Source organism: Streptomyces sp. NPDC056734, from assembly GCF_042790455.1.
GTDB lineage: Bacteria > Actinomycetota > Actinomycetes > Streptomycetales > Streptomycetaceae > Streptomyces.
Window position 1 is genome coordinate 169,887 of the sequence record NZ_JBHTZD010000018.1, and the last position, 23,361, is coordinate 193,247.

The 23,361-nt window shown below is 69.1% G+C and carries 18 protein-coding genes and 1 tRNA gene; 7 read left to right on the top strand and 12 right to left on the bottom strand.

The features are described 5' to 3' along the window. Positions 1-149 precede the first annotated feature (149 nt). Both ACFRFC_RS26955 and ACFRFC_RS26960 read left to right on the top strand, forming a co-directional pair. Positions 150-1,508, top strand: coding sequence for a pyridoxal phosphate-dependent decarboxylase family protein (locus ACFRFC_RS26955; RefSeq protein WP_382688646.1), 1,359 nt, complete (start codon positions 150-152; stop codon positions 1,506-1,508). After that, on the top strand, positions 1,505-2,938 hold the full coding sequence (locus ACFRFC_RS26960; protein WP_382688644.1) for a lysine N(6)-hydroxylase/L-ornithine N(5)-oxygenase family protein: 1,434 nt from the start codon (positions 1,505-1,507) through the stop codon (positions 2,936-2,938). Before ACFRFC_RS26955 ends, ACFRFC_RS26960 begins: the two co-directional genes overlap by 4 nt. A 44-nt stretch (positions 2,939-2,982) precedes the next feature. On the opposite strand, the gene ACFRFC_RS26965 is transcribed toward ACFRFC_RS26960, so the two are convergent. Further along, complete coding sequence (locus ACFRFC_RS26965; RefSeq protein WP_382688641.1) at positions 2,983-4,776, bottom strand: bifunctional metallophosphatase/5'-nucleotidase; 1,794 nt, start codon at positions 4,774-4,776, stop codon at positions 2,983-2,985. Between the two features lie 173 nt (positions 4,777-4,949). Here ACFRFC_RS26965 and ACFRFC_RS26970 point away from each other — a divergent pair, with 173 nt between their 5' ends. Both ACFRFC_RS26970 and pyk read left to right on the top strand, forming a co-directional pair. Further along, positions 4,950-5,648, top strand: a complete 699-nt coding sequence (locus ACFRFC_RS26970) for an SIMPL domain-containing protein (protein ID WP_382688639.1) — start codon at positions 4,950-4,952, stop codon at positions 5,646-5,648. 138 nt (positions 5,649-5,786) lie between these two features. Continuing rightward, entirely contained in the window at positions 5,787-7,217 is a 1,431-nt protein-coding gene (gene pyk / locus ACFRFC_RS26975; RefSeq protein ID WP_382688636.1) for a pyruvate kinase, read from the top strand. Between the two features lie 14 nt (positions 7,218-7,231). On the opposite strand, the gene ACFRFC_RS26980 is transcribed toward pyk, so the two are convergent. Beyond that, on the bottom strand, positions 7,232-8,008 hold the full coding sequence (locus ACFRFC_RS26980; RefSeq protein ID WP_382688633.1) for a transcriptional regulator: 777 nt from the start codon (positions 8,006-8,008) through the stop codon (positions 7,232-7,234). Positions 8,009-8,113: 105 nt separating this feature from the next. Next, positions 8,114-8,188: transfer RNA gene (locus tag ACFRFC_RS26985), tRNA-Leu, on the bottom strand. A 101-nt stretch (positions 8,189-8,289) separates the two neighbouring features. On the opposite strand from ACFRFC_RS26985, the gene ACFRFC_RS26990 reads away from it, so the two are divergent. After that, positions 8,290-8,949, top strand: coding sequence for an ANTAR domain-containing response regulator (locus ACFRFC_RS26990; protein ID WP_382688630.1), 660 nt, complete (start codon positions 8,290-8,292; stop codon positions 8,947-8,949). A gap of 86 nt (positions 8,950-9,035) precedes the next feature. Here the strand turns inward: ACFRFC_RS26990 and ACFRFC_RS26995 are convergent, their stop codons facing one another. The 9 genes from ACFRFC_RS26995 to ACFRFC_RS27035 all read right to left on the bottom strand — a co-directional run bounded on the left by ACFRFC_RS26995 (position 9,036) and on the right by ACFRFC_RS27035 (position 19,106). Beyond that, positions 9,036-9,752, bottom strand: coding sequence for an ABC transporter ATP-binding protein (locus ACFRFC_RS26995; RefSeq protein ID WP_382688627.1), 717 nt, complete (start codon positions 9,750-9,752; stop codon positions 9,036-9,038). Continuing rightward, the gene (locus tag ACFRFC_RS27000; RefSeq protein ID WP_382688624.1) at positions 9,749-10,618 is read right to left on the bottom strand and encodes an ABC transporter ATP-binding protein; all 870 of its coding nucleotides are present in this window, start codon (positions 10,616-10,618) and stop codon (positions 9,749-9,751) included. Before ACFRFC_RS27000 ends, ACFRFC_RS26995 begins: the two co-directional genes overlap by 4 nt. A 3-nt stretch (positions 10,619-10,621) precedes the next feature. Further along, positions 10,622-12,448, bottom strand: a complete 1,827-nt coding sequence (locus tag ACFRFC_RS27005; RefSeq protein ID WP_382688623.1) for a branched-chain amino acid ABC transporter permease — start codon at positions 12,446-12,448, stop codon at positions 10,622-10,624. 7 nt (positions 12,449-12,455) lie between these two features. Next, positions 12,456-13,388, bottom strand: a complete 933-nt coding sequence (locus ACFRFC_RS27010) for a branched-chain amino acid ABC transporter permease (RefSeq protein WP_382688621.1) — start codon at positions 13,386-13,388, stop codon at positions 12,456-12,458. Between the two features lie 161 nt (positions 13,389-13,549). Further along, positions 13,550-14,779, bottom strand: coding sequence for a branched-chain amino acid ABC transporter substrate-binding protein (locus ACFRFC_RS27015; protein ID WP_382688618.1), 1,230 nt, complete (start codon positions 14,777-14,779; stop codon positions 13,550-13,552). A gap of 288 nt (positions 14,780-15,067) precedes the next feature. Beyond that, a complete protein-coding gene (locus ACFRFC_RS27020) occupies positions 15,068-15,529 on the bottom strand; it encodes a Tat pathway signal sequence domain protein (RefSeq protein ID WP_382688615.1) in 462 nt (153 codons plus the stop codon). A 143-nt stretch (positions 15,530-15,672) separates the two neighbouring features. Further along, positions 15,673-16,149 (bottom strand): hypothetical protein, encoded by a 477-nt coding sequence (locus ACFRFC_RS27025; RefSeq protein WP_382688612.1) that lies wholly within the window; start codon positions 16,147-16,149, stop codon positions 15,673-15,675. A 121-nt stretch (positions 16,150-16,270) separates the two neighbouring features. Next, positions 16,271-16,759, bottom strand: coding sequence for a PaaI family thioesterase (locus ACFRFC_RS27030; RefSeq protein ID WP_382688609.1), 489 nt, complete (start codon positions 16,757-16,759; stop codon positions 16,271-16,273). Positions 16,760-16,826: 67 nt separating this feature from the next. Then, the gene (locus ACFRFC_RS27035; RefSeq protein ID WP_382688607.1) at positions 16,827-19,106 is read right to left on the bottom strand and encodes an FdhF/YdeP family oxidoreductase; all 2,280 of its coding nucleotides are present in this window, start codon (positions 19,104-19,106) and stop codon (positions 16,827-16,829) included. A gap of 372 nt (positions 19,107-19,478) precedes the next feature. On the opposite strand from ACFRFC_RS27035, the gene polA reads away from it, so the two are divergent. Both polA and ACFRFC_RS27045 read left to right on the top strand, forming a co-directional pair. Next, positions 19,479-22,205, top strand: a complete 2,727-nt coding sequence (gene polA / locus ACFRFC_RS27040; protein WP_382688604.1) for a DNA polymerase I — start codon at positions 19,479-19,481, stop codon at positions 22,203-22,205. Positions 22,206-22,783: 578 nt separating this feature from the next. Further along, on the top strand, positions 22,784-23,170 hold the full coding sequence (locus ACFRFC_RS27045; RefSeq protein WP_382688602.1) for a hypothetical protein: 387 nt from the start codon (positions 22,784-22,786) through the stop codon (positions 23,168-23,170). The last annotated feature ends 191 nt before the right edge of the window (positions 23,171-23,361 follow it).

Below are 23,361 nucleotides of genomic sequence, written 5' to 3' on the forward strand. Positions count from 1 at the left end.
GACCGACCGGGCCCCACCCGAACCCCGATCCGGTCCCCCGGCCCCACCCACCCCACCCGTACCCCCTTTAGGGTCCGATCCCGTACTTCCCGGGCGCGGCAGCGCACCCCCCGTCCAAGCTGTAACCCCGCTGCCCGCCCGGAGGACCCATGCCCACCCCACCCCTGGCATCGGGCCCCCACGGCCCCGACGCCATGAGGCCACTGCTCGACACCGTCCTCGACGCCCTCCACATCGGAAACCGAGCCCGCGGCGGCCCACTCCCCGCAGGCGGCCCGGCGGCCATCGCCGCCCACATACGCGACACCGTCGGCGACCTGCTCCCCGACGTCGGCGACCCCCACGCCCTGCACGACCTGGTACGCCTCCTCGCCCAGGGCGCCGCCGACCCCGCCGACCCGCTGTGCGCCGCACACCTGCACTGCCCGCCGCTCGCCGTCGCCTCCGCGGCCGACCTCGCCGCCGCGATCCTCAACCCCTCCCTCGACTCCTGGGACCAGGCCCCCGCCGCCTCCGAACTGGAAACCCTCGTCACCCAGGCCCTCGCCCGCGAGACCGGCGCCGCCGACGCCCTCATCACCACCGGCGGCACCGAATCCAACCTCCTCGCCCTGCTCCTCGCCCGCGAGACCCACGGCAGCGCCCTCCAACTCGTCTGCGGCGCCAACGCCCACCACTCCCTGCCCCGCGCCGCCTGGCTGCTCGGCCTCCCCGACCCCGTCGTCGTACCCGCCCCCACCGGCACCCTCGAACCCACCGCCCTCGACGCGGCCCTCACCACCCACCCCGGCCCCCACCTCGTCGCCGCCACCGCAGGCACCACCGACGCCGGACTCATCGACCCACTCCCCGAGATCGCCGCCCGCACCCGCGCCCACCACGCCCGACTGCACATCGACGCCGCATACGGCGGCGGACTCCTCTTCAGCGACCGCCACCGCCACCGGCTCACCGGCCTAGACGCCGCCCACACCATCACCCTCGACCTGCACAAACTCGGCTGGCAGCCCCTCGCCGCAGGCGCCCTCACCCTCAGCGACCCCGCCGAACTCGCCGCCCTCACCCACCACGCCGACTACCTCAACGCCACCGACGACACCGACGCCGGACTACCCGACCTCCTCGGCCGCTCCCTGCGCACCAGCCGCCGCCCCGACGCCCTGAAGATCGCCGTCACCTTCAAAACCCTCGGCCGCACCGGCCTCGGCACCCTCGTCGACCAGGTCTGCGCCATCGCACACCAGTTCGCCGACCTGGTCGAGCAGCACCCCGGCTTCGAACTCCACGCCCACCCGGTGATCAGCACGGTCCTGTTCCGCCCGACGGCCCACACGGACACCACCCTCGCCGCCCTGCGCCGCCACCTCCTCACCACCGGCCGCGCAGTCCTCGGCCGCGCCCACCTCGACGGCCGGCTCTGGCTCAAAGCCACCTTCCTCAACCCCCACACCCACCCCGACGACCTGACCGCCCTCCTGACCCTGGTGGAAGGAAACACCCCCGAATGACCCCCGAAATCCCCCACCCGAACCCCAGCCACAACGCCGGCCCCGACACCCCCCGAGACCTCGTCGGCATCGGCATCGGCCCCCTCAACCTCTCCCTCGCCGCCCTCGCCCACCCCCTCGCCGAACTCGACGCCGTCTTCTACGAACAGCGCCCCGCCTTCCACTGGCACCCCGGACTCCTCATCGACGGCACCACCCTCCAAGTCCCCTTCCTCGCCGACCTGGTGACCCTCGCCGACCCCACCAGCCCCTGGACCTTCCTCAACCACCTCCGCGCCCGCGACCGCCTCTACCCCTTCTACTTCGCCGAACGCTTCCACATCCAACGCGCCGAATACGACGCCTACTGCCGCTGGGTCGCCGAGAGCCTCCCCGGACTGCACTTCCACCACCAGGTCGACGCCGTCCACTGGAACCCCGAACGCGACGTCTTCGAAGTCGACCACACCCGACTCGACACCGACGGCGAAGCCGAAACCCCGGGCCGCACCTACACCCGCAACATCGTCCTCGGCATCGGCACCGAGCCCCACGTCCCCGACCCGCTCCGCCCCCTCGTCGACGCCCCCGGCGTACCCGTCCTGCACGCCGCCGACTACCGCGACCACCGCGAAACCCTGCTCACCGCAGGCCACATCACCGTCATCGGATCCGGCCAGTCCGGCGCCGAAGTCTTCCTCGACCTGCTACGCCACCGCCCCACCGGCCGCGAACAACTCCACTGGCTCGGCCGCACCGGGGCCTTCGCACCCATGGAGTACTCCAAACTCGGCCTCGAACACTTCACCCCCGACTACACCCGCTACTTCCACGCCCTCGCCGAACCCGTCCGCGACGGCCTCATCGCCTCCCAATGGCAACTCCACAAAGGCATCGACGCCGCCACCCTCACCGCCATCCACGACGAGCTGTACCGCCGCACCCTCCACGGCGGCTGGCCCGACGCCGTACTCACCCCCGGCGTCCGCGTCCGCACCGCAGGCCGCATCGCCACCACCAAAATCGAACTACACCTCGAACACCTACAGCAGGGCACCCGCTCCCGCCTCACCACCGACGCCGTCGTCCTCGCCACCGGCTACCGCGAACGCCCCCTCGACCGCATCCTCGCCGGACTCGACCCCTACCTACGCCGCGACAGCCGCGAACGCCCCCGCATCGACCAGGACTTCCGCCTCGTCCTCGACCCCTCCATCACCGGCGCCATCCACGTCCAGAACGCCGAAACCCACACCCACGGCGTCGGCACCCCCGACCTCGGACTCGCCGCCTGGCGCAGCGCCACCATCCTCAACGCCCTCACCGGCAAAGAGACCTACCCCCTGCCCCGCCGCACCGCCTTCACCACCTTCGGCCTCGAACAACACCAGCCCCAGATCCCGGCCGCCCGCACCCCCCGCACCCTCACCCCCCTCACGGACGGAACCTGACACCGGGATCCGAGGCCGGCACACCCCACAACCCCCACAACCCGTCAGAACACCGGCGTGCCCTCCCGCGTCAGCCGCCAGTCCACCGACGCGAAGTCCCTCGGATCCAGCACCCCCTTCGCAGTCACCCACTCCGCGATCCGGGTCCGGATCTCCGTCGACTCCGACCACACCTCCGGCGCCGACGCCACATACGGGAAGGCACCGCCACCGTTCGCCCGATAATTGTTCACCGCAAACACAAACCGCGCCGCATCATCCAACGGCACCCCGCCATACATCACATTCCGCACCCGCGACCCCACCGGCTGCGCAATATCGATGTCATACGACAACCCCGACACATAGTCATAGTTGTAATCCGGCCGGCCATTCGCATTCGTCAACTGCGCCACATCCACCGGAGCACCCGGCGCCACCTGCACAAAATACTCCGCCGAATACTCCAGATACGCCCGCACCTGCGCACCCGTCAGCACCTTCGCGACCAACGTGTTGTCATACACATACAGCCCCGACAGATCCCGGATCGTCACCTCACCCGCAGGAATCTCCGACGTCCGCGAGAACGGCGACGCCTGCGACAACACCGGCAGCGCCGCGAACTCCGTGCCCGCCACCGCCGCCCGCACCACCTCCTCCTGCACCTTGTTGATCAGATCGATGATCGGAGCATCCTTGTACCGGGCATCCACCGTGGTCAGCGTCTCGGTCGCACTACCGACCACCTGATTCACATACGCCACCACCTTCGCGTGCTCATCGTCCAGCAACCGGCCGATCTTCGGATCATCCGCCACCGCATTCGAATTCCGCAGCGACGCCTTCACCGACTCCACCCGCCAACTGTCCCCCTCAAGCACCAGCTCGAAATCAAAAAGCGTCAACCGCTCCGCATAACACAACGGCTCCGACAGCACCACCGCCTTCCCCGTCGCCTCATTCACCACCCGCAGCTCCGGAATCTCCACATGCGCATGCCCCACCAGAATCGCATCGATCCCCGGCACCAACCGCGCCACATTCGCCGCCGCATTCTCCACATACGGCAACTGATCACCGTACGACGACGACCCCGACGACCCCGAATGCGCCGACACCACCACCACATCCGCCCCCATCGAACGCAACTTCGGCACCCACTTCGCCGCCTGCTCCTCCAACCCCGGAAACGCCAGCTTCCCCTGCACCAACGCCTTGTCCCAGATCGCGATCCCCGGATTCGTCAACCCCAGCACCGCCACCTTCACCGACGGCGCCCCCGACACCCGGAACGTCTTCATCAAATACGGCGGAAAAGCAGGCCGCAACGTCTTCGCATCCACCGCATTCGCACCCAGCAGCGGAAAATCACACTGCTCCTCGAACTTCCGCAGCGTCTCGATCCCATAATTGAACTCATGATTACCCAACGCCACCGCGTCATACCCGATCGCATTCATCGCCTGCGCCATCGGATGCACCGGACCACCCTTCGCGGTGATCGGCTCCACCTTCGCGTAGTAATACGTCAGCGGCGTCCCCTGAATCGTGTCCCCCGCATCCAGCAACAGCGTGTTCGCCCGCCCCTTCTCCTCACGGACCTGCGCCACCAGCGTCGCGATCCGCGCCAGCCCCTTCGCATTCCCCTGGGCGTCCGCGTACTCCGCGTCCTTGAAATAATCCCAGTTGAAAACATTGCCATGCAGATCCGTCGTACCCATCACCGTGAACGCATAGCGCCGCACCGGCCGCCCCTTCTGCTCCGCCGCCCCCGCCGACGGCGCGGCGGCCACCCCGGCCACCGTCACCCCCGCACCCGTCGCCGCCGACCTCTCCAGAAACGTCCTGCGATTCATCGAGACACGTCCTCTCCTCGGGCCCGAACACACACATCAGGCCGAACACACTCACGTAACGCGCGTAGATTCTGACCCGCACATGACCACCCGCAACAGACCCGACAGGTTGCGATCCGATGACCCCGCCTGTGCAACACCTGGCAACACCCCCCAACTGACACAGTGAACCCATGACAACCCCACCCACCCCCGTCCCCTACGGCACCCCCGACGCCCCCCGCATCGCCGTCCGCGGCGAAGCCCACCTCGAAGTCGACCCCGAATACGCCCGCATCGGCATCACCGTCACCGCCCGAGGCCGCGACCGCCGCACCGCCCTCGACGACCTCACCCGCCGCAACACCACCGCCCTCGACCTCATCCGGTCCTACGGCGACACCGTCGAACACATCGAAACCGGCACCCTCTCCATCACCCCCCTCCTCACCAAACACGGCCGCGGCGAACACATCCGCACCTACCAGGGCGCCGTCCACATCACCGCCGAACTCACCGACTTCACCACCCTCGGCGAACTCACCACCCGCCTCGCCGACCTCGACCTCACCCGCGTCGACGGCCCCTGGTGGGCCCTGCGCCCCGACTCACCCGCCCACCGCCAGGCCCGCCGCCAAGCAGTCCAGGAAGCCGTCCAACGCGCCCGCGAATACGCCGACGCCCTCGGCACCACCCTCGCCGCCCTCGTCGAACTCGCCGACACCGGCGCCGAAGCCTCCCCTCCACACCCCGTCGGCGGCGCCATGCGCAGCGCCGCCTACACCACCACAGCCGAGGACGCCGCCACCCCACCCCTCGACCTCGAACCCCAACGACAGCACGTCTACGCCACCGTCAACGCCCGCTTCACCATGAACCCCCCGAGCCTCTGAACCGCGAACCAGCAAAGAATGCTCATCAGAGCACCCCGGCGCACAATTCAGAACTTGTCAACACCCCTTCACTCAAAGGTTGTTGAGTAGTCACGCCCGGCCAATTCTCTACCCACCGGTAAGCAATAGTCTCGAAACATGCGCCGAGCAAAGATCGTCTGCACACTGGGCCCCGCCACCGACTCGTACGACCAGATCAAAGCCCTGGTCGAAGCCGGAATGGACATCGCCCGCTTCAACCTCAGCCACGGCACCCACGCCGACCACGAGGAACGCTACCGGCGCGTCCGCAAAGCCGCCGACGAGACCGGCCGCAGCGTCGGCACCCTCGCCGACCTTCAAGGCCCGAAGATCCGCCTCGGCCATTTCACCGAAGGCCCCGTACTCCTCGAACGCGGCGACACCTTCACCATCAGCGTCGAAACCAACACCCCCGGCGACCGCGAAACCTGCGGCACCACCTACCGAGGACTCGCCACCGACGTCACCCCCGGCGAACGCATCCTCGTCGACGACGGCAAAGTCTGCCTCCAGGTCACCGCCATCGACGGCCCCCGCGTCCACACCACCGTCCTCGAAGGCGGCATGGTCTCCGACCACAAGGGCCTCAACCTCCCCGGCGTCGCCGTCTCCGTCCCCGCCCTCTCCGACAAGGACGAAGCAGACCTCCGCTGGGCCCTGCGCACCGGCCTCGACGTCATCGCCCTCTCCTTCGTCCGCAGCGGACGCGACGCCGACGACGTCCACCGCATCATGGCCGAAGAAGGCCGCCGCCTCCCCCTGATCGCCAAGATCGAAAAACCCCAGGCGGTCGAGGCCATCGACGACATCGTCGCCGCCTTCGACGGCATCATGGTCGCCCGCGGCGACCTCGGCGTCGAAATGCCCCTCGAACAGGTCCCGATCGTCCAGAAGCGCGCCATCAAACTCGCCAAACGCAACGCCAAACCCGTCATCGTCGCCACCCAGATGCTCGACTCGATGATCGACAACTCCCGCCCCACCCGCGCCGAAGCCAGCGACGTCGCCAACGCCGTCATCGACGGCACCGACGCCGTGATGCTCTCCGGCGAGACCAGCGTCGGCAAATACCCCATCGAAACCGTCCGCACCATGGCGAAGATCGTCGCAGCGGCCGAAGAAGACCTCCCGACCAAGGGCCTGCCCCCCCTCACAGAAGCCAACAAACCCCGCACCCAGGGCGGCGCCGTCGCCCGCGCCGCAGCCGAAATGGGCGACTTCCTCGGCGCCAAATTCCTCGTCGCCTTCACCCAGTCCGGCGACACCGCCCGCCGCCTCTCCCGCTACCGCTCCCCGATCCCCCTCCTCGCCTTCACCCCCGACCCCGCCACCCGCTCCCAGCTCACCCTCACCTGGGGCGTCGAAACGTTCCTGGGCCCCCACGTCGACTCCACCGACGCGATGGTCGACCAGGTGGACGAACTCCTGACCAGGTACGGCCGCTGCGCACCGGGCGACACGGTGGTGATCACGGCCGGCTCCCCGCCCGGGGAATCGGGGACGACGAACCTGGTGCGGGTGCACCACATCGGCGAGTCGACGCGCTGACCTCGCCGGTCGGGTCAGTACTTGGGCCCGACGTGAGCGTCCATGAGCGCTACGGAGGCCCTCCGGGCGACGGAGATGTTGAACGGGTCGCCGTTGCGTGCCAGGGTGGTCCATTCGACACCGACTGTGTCGAGAGCGTCGGTGAACATACGCCGGATGTCGTCCGACTTGTTGCTGAAGAAGTACCGGGGGTATTCGTAGCGCTTCCGCTCACCTGCGACGAGGCGGGTCGTCCAGTTCATGATCCGGCAGCCGTCGGAGTGGATGAGGCCCCGGATGAACTCCCAGGGGTGGGCGTCGACGATGTCCTGCTGCCAGGGTTCGAGGGCGATCCGGCGGTCGTGTTTCTTGCCGGGACCGTGTTGGGGGAAGAGGCAGGGCCAGTGCTTGCTGTAGCCGACGACCGAGGTGTAACCCTCGGCTTGGACCCGGCACGACTTGCTGCTGGGGTTTACGGTTTCGACGGCGGCGACGCAAGCCCTGATGAGGCCGGGCCACGCGTCGGCGCACGCGATCCGGAGGTAGTAGCCCGACTTCGTGGTTGGGCTCACACAGCCGTCTCCGAGGTAAAGCCCGAGCAGGTAGCTGTACGCCGCTCGGTCGGCAGGCGGTTCGGCTGTCGGGCCACATAAAGAGCATGTTGCATGGCCCATGCGTGGGAGAGGGTGGACACGCTGTTGCCAGGAGCGCAGGGCTGCGCGCGAGATGCCGGTTTCCTTGCTTACGGAGTTGAGGCTCCGTCCCTGTGCTACCAGGCTGAGGGCCCGCTTACGCGTGCTGAGGTCGTACATACGAACACTGTGTGAGAGCGATCCCGCCGACACGCAGCAAAAAGCGGATGTTCACGAGAACTTGGACATCCGCTTATTAAGGTGACCTTGGAATCGAAGGAAAAGTGCCCCAGGTGGGATTCGAACCCACACTGTCCGCTGTTTGAGAGCGGCCTCTCTAACCGGTTGGAGTACTGGGGCCTTAGAAAGGAAGGAGATGTGCTACCCCTCGGGCCACCACCATACCGCAGCTAGGTACGCTCTTGGCAGCAGTATCTGCCTGCCCTGAACGAGGAGCCCCCGTGACCGCCCCCGAGTCGCCCCAAGACGTGTCCGACGACGACAAGTCGCACGTGCCTCCGCTGACGACCCGTGTCGTGATCGCCGAGGACGAGGCCCTGATCCGGCTCGACCTCAAAGAGATGCTGGAGGAGGAGGGCTACTCGGTCGTCGGGGAGGCCGGTGACGGGGAGCAGGCGGTGGAACTGGCCCGTGAGCTGCGGCCCGATCTGGTCATCCTGGATGTGAAGATGCCCAAGCTCGACGGCATCTCGGCGGCCGAGCGGATCGCCGAGGAATCCATCGCCCCGGTGCTCATGCTGACCGCGTTCTCCCAGCGGGACCTCGTGGAGCGGGCCCGGGACGCCGGGGCCATGGCCTATCTGGTCAAGCCGTTCAGCAAGAGCGATGTCGTCCCGGCGATCGAGATGGCCGTCTCGCGGTACACGCAGCTGAAGGAGCTGGAGAAGGAGGTCGCCGACCTCTCCCAGCGGCTGGAGACGCGGAAGCTGGTGGACCGGGCGAAGTCGATTCTTCAGACGGAGTACGGGCTGAACGAGCCCGCCGCGTTCCGCTGGATCCAGAAGACGTCGATGGACCGTCGGATGTCGATGCAGCAGGTCGCGGAGGCAGTGATCGAGGATGCGGCGGAGAAGAAGGCGGCGAAGGGCGAGAAGGGCTGATTCCGCTGGGCTGAGCGTGCCGAGGCCCGCGTCCCTTTTGACTGGGGGGCGCGGGCCTCGTCGTGTTCGTGCGAGGGGTGGGTGGGTCAGTCTTCGCCGAGGTAGGCCTTTCTGACCGACTCGTCGTGCAGGAGGTCTCGGCCGGTGCCGGAGAGCACGATGCTGCCGACTTCCATGACGTGGCCGTGGTCGGCGAGGGAGAGGGCTGCCTGGGCGTTCTGTTCGACCAGGAGGATGGTCGTGCCCTGGGATTTCAGTTCGGCGATGGTGGCCATGATTTTCTGCATCATGATCGGCGAGAGTCCCATGGAGGGTTCGTCGAGCATGAGGAGTTTGGGTTGGGACATGAGTGCGCGGCCCATGGCGAGCATTTGCTGTTCGCCGCCTGAGAGGGTGCCTGCGGCTTGTTTGCGGCGTTCTCCGAGGATGGGGAAGAGGTCGTAGGCGCGCTGTATGTCTTTGTCGACGGCCGGTTTGTCGTTGCGGAGGAATGCGCCGAGGCGGAGGTTGTCCTCGATGGTCATGCGGGGGAAGATGTGGCGGCCTTCGGGGGAGTGTGCGAGGCCGAGGGCGACGATTTGGTGGGCGGGGGTTTTTTTGAGGGATTTGCCGTTGAATTTGATCTGGCCGCCTACCGGTTTGAGCAGGCCGGAGAGGGTGCGCAGGGTGGTGGTTTTTCCGGCGCCGTTGGTGCCGATGAGGGTGAGGACTTCGCCGGCTTCGACGGTGAAGGAGATGCCTTTGACGGCTTCGATTTTGCCGTAGGCGACGCGCAGGTCTTCGACTTCGAGGAGTGCGGTCATCGGTCGTTCTCCTTGGCCGGCGGGGTGTCGGCGGCGGCTTCCGCGGCTTCGACTTCGGCGAGTTCGGCGGCGCCGGGTGCGTCTTCGAAGGGTTCGCCGAGGTAGGCGGCGATGACGCGTTCGTCGCCTTGGACGGTGGCGCTGTCGCCTTCGACGAGTTTTTCGCCTTGGACGAGGACGGCGACGCGGTCGCAGAGGTTGAAGATGAATCGCATGTCGTGCTCGATGACGAGGACGGCGATGCCTTTGTCTCTGATGGCGAAGACGAGTTCTTCGGTGGTGCGGGTTTCTTGGGGGTTCATGCCGGCGGTCGGCTCGTCGAGGAGGAGGAGGCCGGGTTCGCTGGCGAGTGCTCGTGCGATTTCGAGTTTGCGTTGTTCGCCGTAGGGGAGGTTGCGGGCGAGGTGTTCGGCTTTGTTGGCGAGGCCGACGAATTCGAGGAGTTCCATGGCGCGTTCGCGGGAGGCGGCTTCGGCGCGGTGGAATCCGGGGCCGCGGAGGAGGGCGGACCAGAGGCCTTCTCGGGTGCGGGTGTGTCGGCCGACGAGGACGTTTTCGAGGACTGTCATGTTGGCGAAGAGGCGGATGTTCTGGAAGGTGCGGGCGATGCCTGCGGCGGTGACTTTGAAGGATTTGGGTGGCAGGACGGTGCCTCGGTAGCGGACTTCTCCCTCGGTGGGGATGTAGAGGCCGGTGAGGCAGTTGAAGAAGGTGGTTTTTCCGGCGCCGTTGGGGCCGATGAGTCCGACGATTTCGCCGGTGTTGACTTGGAGGTCGACGTTGCGGACGGCGGTGAGGCCGCCGAAGCGCATGGTGACTCCGCGGGCGTCGAGGACGGCCTGGCCGGTGGTGGTCTGGGTTGTCATGGGTCAGGCCCCTGCCTTGCTGAGGACTGTGGGTGCTTCCGTCTCTTCGTGGAATTCGAGTTGGCGGCGCCGGTTGGGGATGAGTCCTTCTGGGCGGAAGCGCATGAGGAGGACGAGGGCGAGGCCGAAGGCGAAGAGTTGGAGGTCGTCCAGGAACTGGAGCTTGGCGGGGATGAGGTAGAGGAGGGCGGCGCCGACGAGGGGGCCGCTGATGGTGCCCATGCCGCCGAGGACGACTGCGGCGAGCAGGAAGGCGGAGTTGGGTGGTACGACGTGTGCGAATTGGTATTGCTCGGGGGTCACGGTGTAGGTGACGTGGGCTTGGACGGTGCCGGCGAGGCCGGCGAGTGCGGCGCCGAGGGCGAAGGCGATGAGTTTGACGCGGAAGCCGTTGATGCCCATGGCGAGGGCGGCGGTTTCGTCTTCGCGGATGGCGATCCAGGCGCGGCCGATGCGGCTGTCGCTGCTGCGCTGGAAGACGATCACCACGATGAGGGTGATGAGGAGCATCAGCAGGAAGTAGTTGGCGAAGCGGGCGATGGTGAAGCCGGCGATGGTGTGTTCTTCGCCGAAGTCGAAGCCGAGGATGTTGAGGTTGGGGATGGAGGAGATGCCGTTGGAGCCGTTGGTGATGTCGGGGCCGGAGGTGCCGTCCATGTTGAGGACGGCGAGGCGGAAGATTTCTCCGAAGCCGAGGGTGACGATGGCGAGGTAGTCGCCGCGTAGCCGGAGGGTGGGGGCGCCGATGATGACGCCGAAGACCATGGCGACGGCGGCGCCGAGGAGGGCGGAGAGCCAGAACGGGAGTTGGATGTCGAAGGGTGAGGAGGGGGAGCCGGAGACCATGGCGGCGGTGTAGGCGCCTACTCCGAGGAAGGCGACGTAGCCGAGGTCGAGGAGGCCGGCGAGGCCGACGACGATGTTGAGGCCGAGGGCGACGGTGGCGAAGATGAGGATGTAGACGCCGATGGTGGCGTATTGGTCGTCGGACTGGGTGAAGGGGAAGGCGGCTGCGGCGACGAATGCGCCGAGCATGGTGACGGTGCGGTGTTTGGTGGTGACGGCGGAGACGCGGTTGATGAGTCCGGCTTTGGCGGTGGCGGCGATGCCGAAGCCGGCGGTGATGAGGAAGCCGATGAAGAGTTCGTCGTACTCGGTGCCGATGCCGTAGGTGAAGACGGTGAGGCCGATGGTGAGGGCGGCGACGATGATGAGGATTTCGGCGTAGCCGGGGAGTTTGCGGGCTGGGGTGATGGGGCCGGTGACGAAGGCGGCTTTGATGATGGCGGTGGTGCCGCGCAGGTGGTGGGTGAGTTGTTCCCAGTTGCTGTCTTCGGGGTCGGCCGGTTCGCGTTCGGGCCAGGGGAAGGGGAGGGCGAGTGCGCCGAGGGCGGCGGTGAGGGTGGTGAGGGCGGCGATGTAGGCGCCGGGTTCGAGGTTGACGGCGCCGCCGAGTTGGACGCTGATGGCGATGATGGTGAACCAGGCGGTGGCGAAGGTGCCGAGTGCGGCGAGTTTGAGGGCGCTGTCGGCGTTGGCGGGGGTGAGTTTGTCGAGGCCTTTGATGCCGTAGGAGGCGAGGCCGAAGAGGGTGGTGAGGGCGCCGCTGATGAGGACGAGGACCTGGAGTCCGCCGGGGTAGCCGTAGACGGTGAGGTCGCCGGGGAAGTCGCTGGTCCAGGTCCAGGCGAGGAAGGTGGAGATGATGCTGAGGGCGCCGCCGCCGGTGGCGAGGGCGCGGCCGAGGGTGGGGGGCAGGCTGATGAGGCCGGCGTGTTTGCCGGTGGTGGCTTTGCGCGGGGTTTCGGGTGTGGTGGTGTGTGTGGTCATCGGTGCATCACGCCCTGTCCGCGACGCGCTCGCCGAGCAGGCCTTGGGGCCTGAACAGGAGGACGAGGATGAGGAGTACGAAGGCCCAGACGTTGGCCCAGGACTGGCTGCCGAACTGTTCCATGCCGGGGATGTCGGCGATGTAGGCGGTGGAGAGGGCTTCGGCGACGCCGAGGACGAGGCCGCCGAGCATGGCGCCGTAGATGTTGCCGATGCCGCCTAGGACGGCTGCGGTGAAGGCTTTGAGGCCGAGGATGAAGCCCATGCGGAATTGGACTTCGCCGTATTTGAGGCCGTAGGCGACGGCTCCGATGGCGGCGAAGGCGGCGCCGAGGGCGAAGGCGACGACGATGATGCGGTCGGTGTTGATGCCCATGAGCTTGGCGGTGTCCGGGTCTTGTGCGGTGGCTTGCATGCCGCGTCCGGTGCGGGTCTTCATGACGAAGTAGGCGAGGATCGCCATGCTGATGGGGGCTGCGGTGATGAGGAAGATGTCACCGGTCTGGATGGTGACGTTGCCGATTTCGAAGGGGCCGCCGTTGATCTGGGGGAAGGTGATGGCGGAGCGGGCGTCGGGGTACCAGGCCCAGACGGCTTGCTGGAGGGCGAGTGAGAGGCCGATGGCGGTGATGAGGGGTGCGAGTCGTGGGGCGGTGCGCAGGGGGCGGTAGGCGAATCGTTCCGCTCCCATGGCGGTGAGGACGGCGACGATGATGCCGCCGAGGAGCATGAGTGGTAGGGCCACCCACATGGTTGTGCCGTCGGGCAGTACGTAGAGGTAGACGGTGAGGGCGCCGAAGCCGCCCACCATGAAGATCTCGCCGTGGGCGAAGTTGATGAGCTGGACGATGCCATAGACCATCGTGTAGCCGATGGCGATCAGGCCGTACATGGATCCCAGTAGCAGGCCGTTGACCAGCTGCTGCGGCAGTTCGTTCACCGCATGTCCTCCGAGAGGGTCGATGAGTCGGGTGGGGTGACCGGAGAGGAATGTGCCCGGAAGCGAGAGTGTCCGGAGGCGGGGGTGTCCGGAAGTGAGTGCGCGCGGGGCGCCTGTGGTGCGGCGCCCCGCGCGGCTCGTTGTGGGGAGTGCGGGTTGGGTCAGCCCTCGTAGGTGCCCGACTTGACGGCGCTCCAGTCGCCGTTCTCGACGGAGTAGACGGTGAGCTGCTTGTTGGTGGCGTCGCCGAATTCGTCGAAGGAGACCTTGCCGGTCACGCCGTCGAAGGAGACGTTCTGCATGGCTGCGGTGACCTGGGCGCGGGCGTCGTCGGGGAGGGTGCCGTCGTTGTCGTCGACGACCTTCTTGACGGCTTCGATGATGGCCCAGGCGGAGTCGTAGGAGTAGCCGCCGTAGGCCTCGTACGCTTCGGCGTATCCCTCGGCCTCGTAGTTGGCGACGAACTCTTCTGCGGAGGGGAGTTCTTCGACGGGGGCGCCGACGGAGGTGGCGAGGTCGCCGGTGCCGTCGGCGCCGGCGAGCTGGATGAAGTCGGCGCTGTAGATGCCGTCGCCGCCGACGAGGGGGACGTTGGCGCCGGCTGCCTTGATCTGCTTGCTGAGGGGGCCGGCCTGCGGGTATTCGCCGCCGTAGTAGACGACGTCGGCGCCGGAGGACTTGACCTTGGTGGCGACCGCGGAGAAGTCCTTGGTCTCGGGGTCGATGTGTTCGGTGCCGACGATCTCGCCGCCGAGCTTTTCGAACTCGGCGGAGAAGGTGGCGGCCAGGCCGGCGCCGTAGGTCTTCTTGTCGTCGATGACGTAGACCTTCTTCTTGCCGGCGTCGTTGAAGAGGTACTGCGCGGCGAAGGGGCCCTGGATGGCGTCCGTGGTCGCGGTGCGGAAGTACGACTTGTAGGGCCGGGCCTTGCTGGTCTGCCAGTCGGCGCCCTGGGTGAGGGCGGGGTTGGTGTTGGCGGGGGAGACCTCGACCAGGTCGGCGTCGTCGAAGACCTTCTGCATGGATTCGGCGACGGAGGAGTTGAGGGGGCCGACGACGCCGAGGACGTCCTTGTCGGCGACGAGCTTGGTGGCGTTCTGCTGGCCGGAGGAGGGCTGTGCCTGGTCGTCGAGCGCTTCTATCTCGAAGGTGACGCCGTCGACGTAGTTGTCCTTGTTCGCGGTTTTGATGGCGAGGTCGACGGAGTTCTTGATGCCCAGACCCAGTGCGGACAGGTCGCCGGTCAGCGGGGCGTCGACGCCGATGACGACGGTGGTGCCGTCGCTGCCGGAGTCGGAGCTGCTGCCCTCGTCGCGCGAACCGCAGGCGGTGAGGGTGAGCGCTCCCGCCGCCAGTACGGCGGTCATGGCGATGAGCGAACGTTGACGCACGATCAGTCCTTTCCCTGGCGCGGATCTTCCCGGTGGAAGAAGCCGAGTCGAGCGCTGGGTCCGAAGCGGACGCCGAATGGCGTCGAATCCCGATGGCGCGGTGACTGGCGGTGACTCTAAGCGGGTGCGGGGAACGTGGAGGAGTATCTGACCAATGCTGTGACTCTCTTGTTATGACACGACGTAATGCAGAGCGGTACTGGCCGGGCGGAAGCATGGAATTCCAGCCGATTCGCCCCGTCCGCATAGTGAGACGTGCAGGACCAGAAGCCCTCGATCAGGAGTGTTCTAGTGATTTGGTGATGTCGCGGATGGGTTGCCGCAGGCTGCTTGGAGGGCGTCTGAGAGGTCCTGCGCATAGCGCTCACCCAGGATGAAACTGTGTTCTTCTATTGCGCGCGCATTACGTAGAGTTACATCCAGGAAAGGGAGTCCGGCGTTCCGTGGCACTTTTCCGCAATCGGCTGCTGTGAAGGTAATAGTGATCTTGCGTGGCATTCCGGTGGTTGTGGGGAAAGGTGTCCGTGGAATCGTGATCAAGGAAAGTCCTGGGTAGGGCTGGCCGATGTCGGCCACGGTCACCTCGGGGCCGGAACGCACGGTCACCAGCACGGCGAAGCGGAAGGCCGCGGATTCGGTGGCGGGGTGCTCGGGGGCGAGGTACGTCAGGTCGGTGACCTGCGAGGGATACGGCGTCTCGGGCGGCGGGGGCGGTTCGGGGCGGGTGGCGTAGAGGTAGCCGGCGGTCACCGTCAGGGCGGTGGCGAGGGTGGCGGCGAGGAGCCGGGGGCGGCGACGGGTGGCATGCCGGGGGCGGTGGCCGGGCGTCCGTGGGGTCGGGGGCGGCTCCCAGGCGTGGGTGCCTTCGCCGGGTTCCACGGGGCCGATGCCGGTCAACTCCAGGGCCCCGAGGTCGGGTTACCGTCGCGGTACCTCGCCGCACACCGCTCGTCGGCCAGGCGGTCCAGCAACGCTTCGGCCGCGGCACGGCCCTGGCGCTCCAGTTCGGCCCGGGCGGCGTCCACGACGTCCATGAGAATGGCGTATTGCCCATTGGACAGACCCATCGACTGGTAGTCGCCGTAGGTGTCCGTGGTGAGGAGTTCACGGGACCAGTGGGAGATGAGCCGGGCGCAGAGGTCGGCGGGTGGGGTGGGGGCGGGGGTGGTCTCCGGGGTGGAAGTCACCCCTGGGGTCGGGGCGGGGGTGGCGCAGCCGGTGAGGAGGGTGGCGGTGAGCAGCGTGAGGGTGATCGCCGTGGTTCTGCGGGGTGGGGTGGGGCCGGCGGGTGGGGTGGCCCTCGGCGGCGGCGCGGGGGGCGCCGCCGCGTGAGGGCGGTCCGCTGTTGTTCTGCCCCGGCCCGTTGCCATGCACCGAAGCTAAGGGGCGGGGTGCGGGGGAGCAACGGGGGTGGGGGCGCGGCTTCAGGGTGTGGGGTTTCGGGGCGCGGGGTCCGGGGTGCGGGCGTTTCGGGAGGGTGCCCGGGGGATGTCAGATGCCGGTGCGGGCGCGTTCCTCGTCGTCCGGGTTCACATCGCGTAGCAGGCAGGTCAGCCGGGCGGTGCACACGCGGCGGTCCGACTCGTCGGTGATCGCGATCTCGTACGTCGCTGTCGAGCGGCCCCGGTGGACGGGTGTGGCCACGCCGGTGACCAGGCCCGAGCGGGCGCCGCGGTGGTGGGTGCAGTTGAGGTCGACGCCGACGGCGATCTTGCGGCTGCCGCCGTGCAGCATGGCGCCGACCGAGCCGAGGGTCTCGGCGAGCACCGCGGACGCGCCGCCGTGCAGGAGTCCGTAGGGCTGGGTGTTGCCCTCGACCGGCATGGTGCCGACCACGCGGTCCGCCGACGCCTCCACGATCTCCACGCCCATGCGCCGGCCGAGATGTCCCGCGGAGAACAGCGCGGGCAGGTCGACGCCGAGCGCCGCGTACTCGTCGATGACGTCCTGCGGGAACTGCACCCGCTGCTGCTCGCCCATGGTGCCCGACTCCGTTCGTCGATCCGGTCCAGCGCCCGCGCCTGTCCGCGGGCGCCTGAGCAAACGCTCAGTCGGTTCTCGATTGTTCCAGACGTACGACGACGGACTTGCTGGCCGGGGTGTTGCTGGTGTCGGCGGTGGCGTCCAGCGGGACGAGGACGTTGGTCTCGGGGTAGTAGGCCGCCGCGCAGCCCAGTGCCGTCGGGTAGTGCACGACGCGGAAGCCGGGCGCGCGGCGCTCGACGCCGTCCTTCCACTCGCCGACCAGATCGACGTACGCGCCGTCGGCCACGCCGAGCCGGCGGGCGTCCTCGGGGTTGACCAGCACGACCCGGCGGCCGTGCCGGATGCCCCGGTAGCGGTCGTCCAGGCCGTAGATCGTGGTGTTGTACTGGTCGTGCGAGCGCAGCGTCTGGAGCAGCAGCCGCCCCTTTGGCAGTGCGGGGTACTCCACGGGCGCGGCGGTGAAGTTCGCCTTGCCGGTGGTGGTGGGGAAGCGGCGCTCGTCGCGCGGGGCGTGCGGCAGCGCGAATCCGCCGGGGTGCGCCACGCGCGCGTTGAAGTTCTCGAAACCGGGCACCACGCGCGCGATGCGGTCGCGGATCGTGGCGTAGTCCTTCTCGAACTCCTCCCAGGGGGTACGGGACTCGGTGCCGAGGACGCGGCGGGCGAGGCGGCACACGATCGCCGGCTCGGACAGCAGGTGCGTGCTCGCGGGTTCCAGCCGGCCGCGTGAGGCGTGCACCATGCCCATGGAGTCCTCGACGGTCACGGACTGCTCGCCGCTGCCCTGGAGGTCGCGCTCGGTGCGGCCGAGCGTGGGCAGGATCAGGGCCCGCGCGCCGGTGACCGCGTGGCTGCGGTTGAGCTTCGTGGAGACGTGCACGGTCAGGCGGGCGCGCCGCATGGCGGCCTCGGTGACGTCGGTGTCGGGGGAGGCGGAGACGAAGTTGCCGCCCATGGCGAAGAACACCTTGGCCGCGCCGTCGCGCATCGCGCGGATGGCCCGTACGACGTCGTACCCGTGCGCGCGCGGGGGAGCGAAGCCGAACTCCTTCTCCAGGGCGTCCAGGAAGGCGGGCGCGGGGCGTTCGAAGATGCCCATGGTGCGGTCGCCCTGCACATTGGAGTGGCCGCGCACGGGGCACACGCCCGCGCCGGGGCGGCCGACGTTGCCGCGCAGCAGCAGGAAGTTGACGACCTCGCGGATGGTGGGCACCGCGTGCTTGTGCTGGGTCAGGCCCATGGCCCAGCACACGATGGTGCGCCGGGAGGCGAGGACCATGTCCAGGGTCTTCTCGATGTCCGCGCGGGACAGGCCGGTCGCGGTGAGTGTCTCGTCCCAGCCGGCCGCGCGGGCGGTGCGCGCGAACTCCTCGTAGCCATGGGTGTGCTCGCGGACGAACTCCTCGTCGACCGCGCCCTCGGTCTCCAGGATGAGCCGGTTGAGCAGCCGGAACAGGGCCTGGTCGCCGCCGATGCGGATCTGGAGGAACAGATCGGTGAGCGCGGCGCCGGTGGTGAGGCCCTTGGGGGTCTGCGGGTTCTTGAAGCGCTCCAGGCCGGCCTCGGGCAGCGGGTTGACACTGATGATCCGTGCGCCGCCGGCCTTCGCCTTCTCCAGCGCGGAGAGCATCCGGGGGTGGTTGGTGCCGGGGTTCTGCCCGGCGACGATGATCAGGTCCGCCTGGTGGAGGTCCTCCAGCAGGACGCTGCCCTTGCCGACGCCGAGGGTCTCGGTGAGGGCCGAGCCGGAGGACTCGTGGCACATGTTGGAGCAGTCGGGGAGGTTGTTGGTGCCGAACTCGCGGGCGAAGAGCTGGTAGAGGAACGCGGCCTCGTTGCTGGTGCGGCCCGACGTGTAGAAGAGGGCCTCGTCGGGGGAGGCGAGCGCGGCCAGTTCCCCGGCGACGATGTCGAAGGCGCGGTCCCAGGAGACGGGCTCGTAGTGGGTGCCGCCCTCGGGGAGATACATGGGGTGGGTGAGGCGGCCCTGCTGTCCCAGCCAGTAGCCGCTGCGGTGGGCGAGGTCGGTGACCGGGTGCGCGGCGAAGAACTCCGGGGTGACCCGGCGCAGGGTGGCTTCCTCGGCGACCGCCTTCGCGCCGTTCTCACAGAACTCCGCCGCGTGCCGGTGGTCGGGTTCGGGCCAGGCGCAGCCGGGGCAGTCGAAGCCGTCCTTCTGGTTGACGCGCAGCAGGGTCAGCGCGGTGCGCCGCACGCCCATCTGCTGCTGGGCCATGCGCAGGGTGTGCGCGATGGCGGGTAGCCCGGCCGCCGCATGCTGCGGCCCGGCGACCTGCGGCGCGTCCTGGACGGGGTCGGCCTTCGGTGGCTTCGTCGCCATCGCGGGGCCTCCTTACGACTGCGTTCGTGATGCGTAGGTGAGGTACGTCGTCGATCCTCGCATGTGCCACTGACAGTGATGGGGGGTGGCCGGGGTGGTCAGTGCGGCTTGCGGCCTGCGGCCTGCGGCTCGTGGCTCGTGGCTCGTGATGAGGGGTGGCCGGGCGGCGGGCATCGAGCGGGCCGTGCGCCGGGGCGGGACGTCGGTGGTCCGGGGCGATCGGTGGGCTGGGACGGCCGGTGGTCCGGGACGACCGGTGGGCTGGGACGGCCGCTGGTCCGGGACCGTGGGTGGGCCGGGACCGTGGGTGGGCCGGTGGGCCGGGACCGTGGGTGGGGGTCGACTGTCAGTGGGGCGTGGCAGGATCGGGGCGTGGCAGAAAAAGCATCGAAGAAGACCGAGTCCACCCCCGGCGGCGGCCGTCCCCGGCTGATGCTCATGGACGGGCACTCGCTGGCCTACCGCGCGTTCTTCGCGCTGCCCGCGGAGAATTTCACGACCGCCACGGGCCAGCCGACGAACGCGATCTACGGCTTCGCGTCGATGCTGGCGAACACGCTGCGCGACGAGGAGCCCACGCATTTCGCGGTGGCCTTCGACGTGTCCCGCAAGACCTGGCGCTCGCAGGAGTTCACCGACTACAAGGCGAACCGCTCCAAGACCCCGGACGAGTTCAAGGGCCAGGTGGAGCTGATCGGCGAGCTGCTCGACGCGATGCAGGCGCCCCGGTTCGCCGTCGACGGCTTCGAGGCCGACGATGTCATCGCCACGCTCGCCACGCAGGCCGAGGCCGAGGGCTTCGAGGTGCTGATCGTCACCGGCGACCGTGACTCGTTCCAGCTGGTCAGCGAGCACACGACGGTGCTGTATCCGACCAAGGGCGTCTCCGAGCTGACCCGCTTCACCCCGGAGAAGGTTTCCGAGAAGTACGGCTTGACGCCCGCCCAGTACCCCGATTTCGCGGCCCTGCGCGGCGATCCGTCCGACAATCTGCCGGGCATCCCGGGCGTCGGGGAGAAGACGGCCGCGAAGTGGATCAACCAGTTCGGCTCGTTCACCGAGCTGGTCGACCGGGTCGACGAGGTCAAGGGCAAGGCCGGGCAGAATCTGCGCGACCACCTGGAGTCCGTGAAGCTGAACCGCCGGCTCACCGAGCTGGAGCGCGAGGTCGGCCTGGACCGCTCCGTGACCGACCTCGCGCGCGTGCCGTACGACCGCAAGGCCGTCGCCATGGTGCTGGACACCCTGGAGATCAGGAACCCCTCGCTGCGCGAGCGGTTGTTCGCCGTCGATCCCGGCGCGCAGGAGGCCGAGGACACCCCGGTCATCGCGGACGGCGTGGAGCTGGACGGCACGGTGCTGGGCACCGGCGAGCTGGCCGGCTGGCTCACCGAGCACGGCACCGGGCTCCTGGGCGTCGCCACGGTCGACACGTGGGCGCTGGGCGCGGGCTCGGTCGCCGAGGTCGCGCTGGCCTCGGCGGCGGGCCCGGCCGCCTGGTTCGACCCGGCCCAGCTGGACGAGGCCGACGAGCGGGCGTGGGTGTCCTGGCTGGCGGACGCGGAGCGGCCCAAGGTGTTCCACAACGCCAAGGGCGCCATGCGGGTCTTCGCCGAGCACCGCTGGAGCATCGCCGGAGTCGGCATGGACACGGCGCTCGCCGCCTACCTGGTCAAGCCGGGCCGTCGCTCCTTCGACCTGGACGCGCTGTCCCTGGAGTATCTGCACCGCGAGCTGGCCCCCGCCGCCGCGGCCGACGGCCAGCTCGCCTTCGGCGCGGACGAGGGCGCCGAGGCCGAGTCGCTCATGGTGCAGGCCCGTGCGGTCCTCGACCTGGGCGAGGCGTTCGGGAGCCGCCTGGCGGAGGTCGGCGCCGCCGATCTGCTGCGGGACGTGGAGCTGCCCACGTCCGTGCTGCTGGCCCGGATGGAGCGGCACGGCATCGCGGCCGACCGCGCCCACCTGGAGGCCATGGAGCAGATGTTCGCCGGAGCGGTCCAGCAGGCGGTGAAGGAGGCGCACGCGGCGGCGGGGCACGAGTTCAACCTGGGCTCGCCCAAGCAGCTCCAGGAGGTCCTCTTCGGCGAGCTGGCCCTGCCGAGGACGAAGAAGACCAAGACGGGCTACACCACCGACGCCGACGCCCTGGCCTGGCTCGCGACCCAGACGGAGAACGAACTGCCGGTCATCATGCTCCGCCACCGCGAGCAGGCGAAGCTGCGGGTCACCGTCGAGGGCCTGATCAAGACCGTCGCGGCCGACGGCCGGATCCACACCACGTTCAACCAGACGGTCGCCGCGACCGGCCGCCTCTCGTCGGTCGACCCGAATCTCCAGAACATCCCGGTCCGCACCGACGAGGGCCGCGCGATTCGCCGGGGCTTCGTCGTCGGCGACGGCTTCGAGTCGCTGATGACGGCCGACTACAGCCAGATCGAGCTGCGGGTGATGGCCCACCTCTCCGAGGACGAGGGCCTCATCCAGGCGTTCACCTCCGGCGAGGACCTGCACACCACGGCCGCCGCCCAGGTCTTCGGCGTCGAGCCGGCCGCGGTGGACGCCGAGATGCGCCGCAAGATCAAGGCGATGTCGTACGGCCTGGCGTACGGCCTGTCCGCGTTCGGCCTCTCCCAGCAGCTGAACATCGACGCCGGGGAGGCCCGCGCGCTGATGGACGCCTACTTCGAGCGGTTCGGCGGCGTACGGGACTATCTGCGCCGCGCGGTCGACGAGGCACGGGCGACGGGCTACACGGCGACCCTCTTCGGACGCCGCCGCTACCTGCCCGACCTCAACAGCGACAACCGGCAGCGCCGCGAGGCCGCCGAGCGCATGGCCCTCAACGCGCCCATCCAGGGCACGGCGGCGGACATCGTCAAGATCGCCATGCTGAAGGTGGACCGGGCCCTGCGCGAGGCCGGCCTCACCTCCCGCATGCTGCTCCAGGTCCACGACGAAATCGTCCTGGAGATCGCCCCGGGCGAACGCACGGCGACGGAGGAGATCATCCGCCACGAGATGGCCAACGCCGTCCACCTCAGAGCCCCACTGGACGTGTCGGTGGGAGTCGGGCCGGACTGGGAGTCGGCGGCGCACTGACGGCCGCCCCGGGGACGGGCGGGACGGAGGGGCGGCGGGAAGCCCCGAGGGCCACCTCGGCGCCGCCGCTCGGCTCTCCCCGCCCGGCGGGGTCCGACCGACGCGCGGGGACCGGTCGGCGCGCGGGGACCGGCCGCCCGCCCCGCACTCCTGGCCGTCTCTGACCCGCAGGCTTACCCCCCTCAGTTCGCCTACGGGCCGGTACAGCTGGCCCCGCCCCTCAGTTCGTCCCCGGGCCGGTACGGCGGGCCCACCCCCCAGCTCGTCCACGAGCCGGTAAGGCTGACTCGCCCTCCAGCGCATCCACGAGCCCGCCCGCCTACCCCGTCCACCAGCCCGTACCTGGCTCGTACGGCCACCCCGCCCCCCGAGCCTGTCCACGAGCCCGCATGCATGGCCCGGCCCCGCAGATCACCTCCGGAACCCGCCGCCCACCTCGCCCGCCTAGGCCGCCCCGAGCCCATACGGCCACCCCGCCCCCGAACTCGCACGGTCGCCCACCCGCCCCCCTCACCCCCGTCACTCCCTTGGCCCCCGCGAAGACGCCCCCCGGGCCTTCGGCCCGTAAGGATGCCGCCATGGGTATACGCATGCTCCACCGCCGGCCGGCGCCCGCCATGCCGCTCCCGCCGGTGCCGGTCTTCGCGGCCGACGCAAGCACCGCCCGCCTCGCCCTGGGCCCGGCCGAGGCCCTGCGCCACACGGCGAAGGCACTCCGGCGCCGGTTAACCCCCGCGAAGGAGCCGGTCCCGGCCCGCCCCGGCGACCCGCCCGGCCGGCGCCTGTGGACCGACCTGACCCGCGGCTACGTGGCCCTGCTCCTCACCCTGCTGCCCCGCACCCGCAGACCGCGCACCCTGACGGTGTTCACCGCCCCCGCCCTCATGGCGTCCCGGCCGGGCTCGACCCGCGCGGGGCGGGGCCTGCCGTACGCGGAGGATCCCGGGCCGGACGGCGCCCTCTGACGAGGTCAGCGGACGCTTCGGGCCGCGACGCTCGGACGAACACCGGGCGGCACACCAGTCTCATGGCGCGAGCCGCCGTACGGCATACGGTGACGCCTCAAGGGCGCGGCGGCGACGCCGATCCACGCACCGCGAGGCTCCCCGGGCCCTGACGGCTCGCCCGCCGTCCCACTCCACGACCCGGCCCCCAG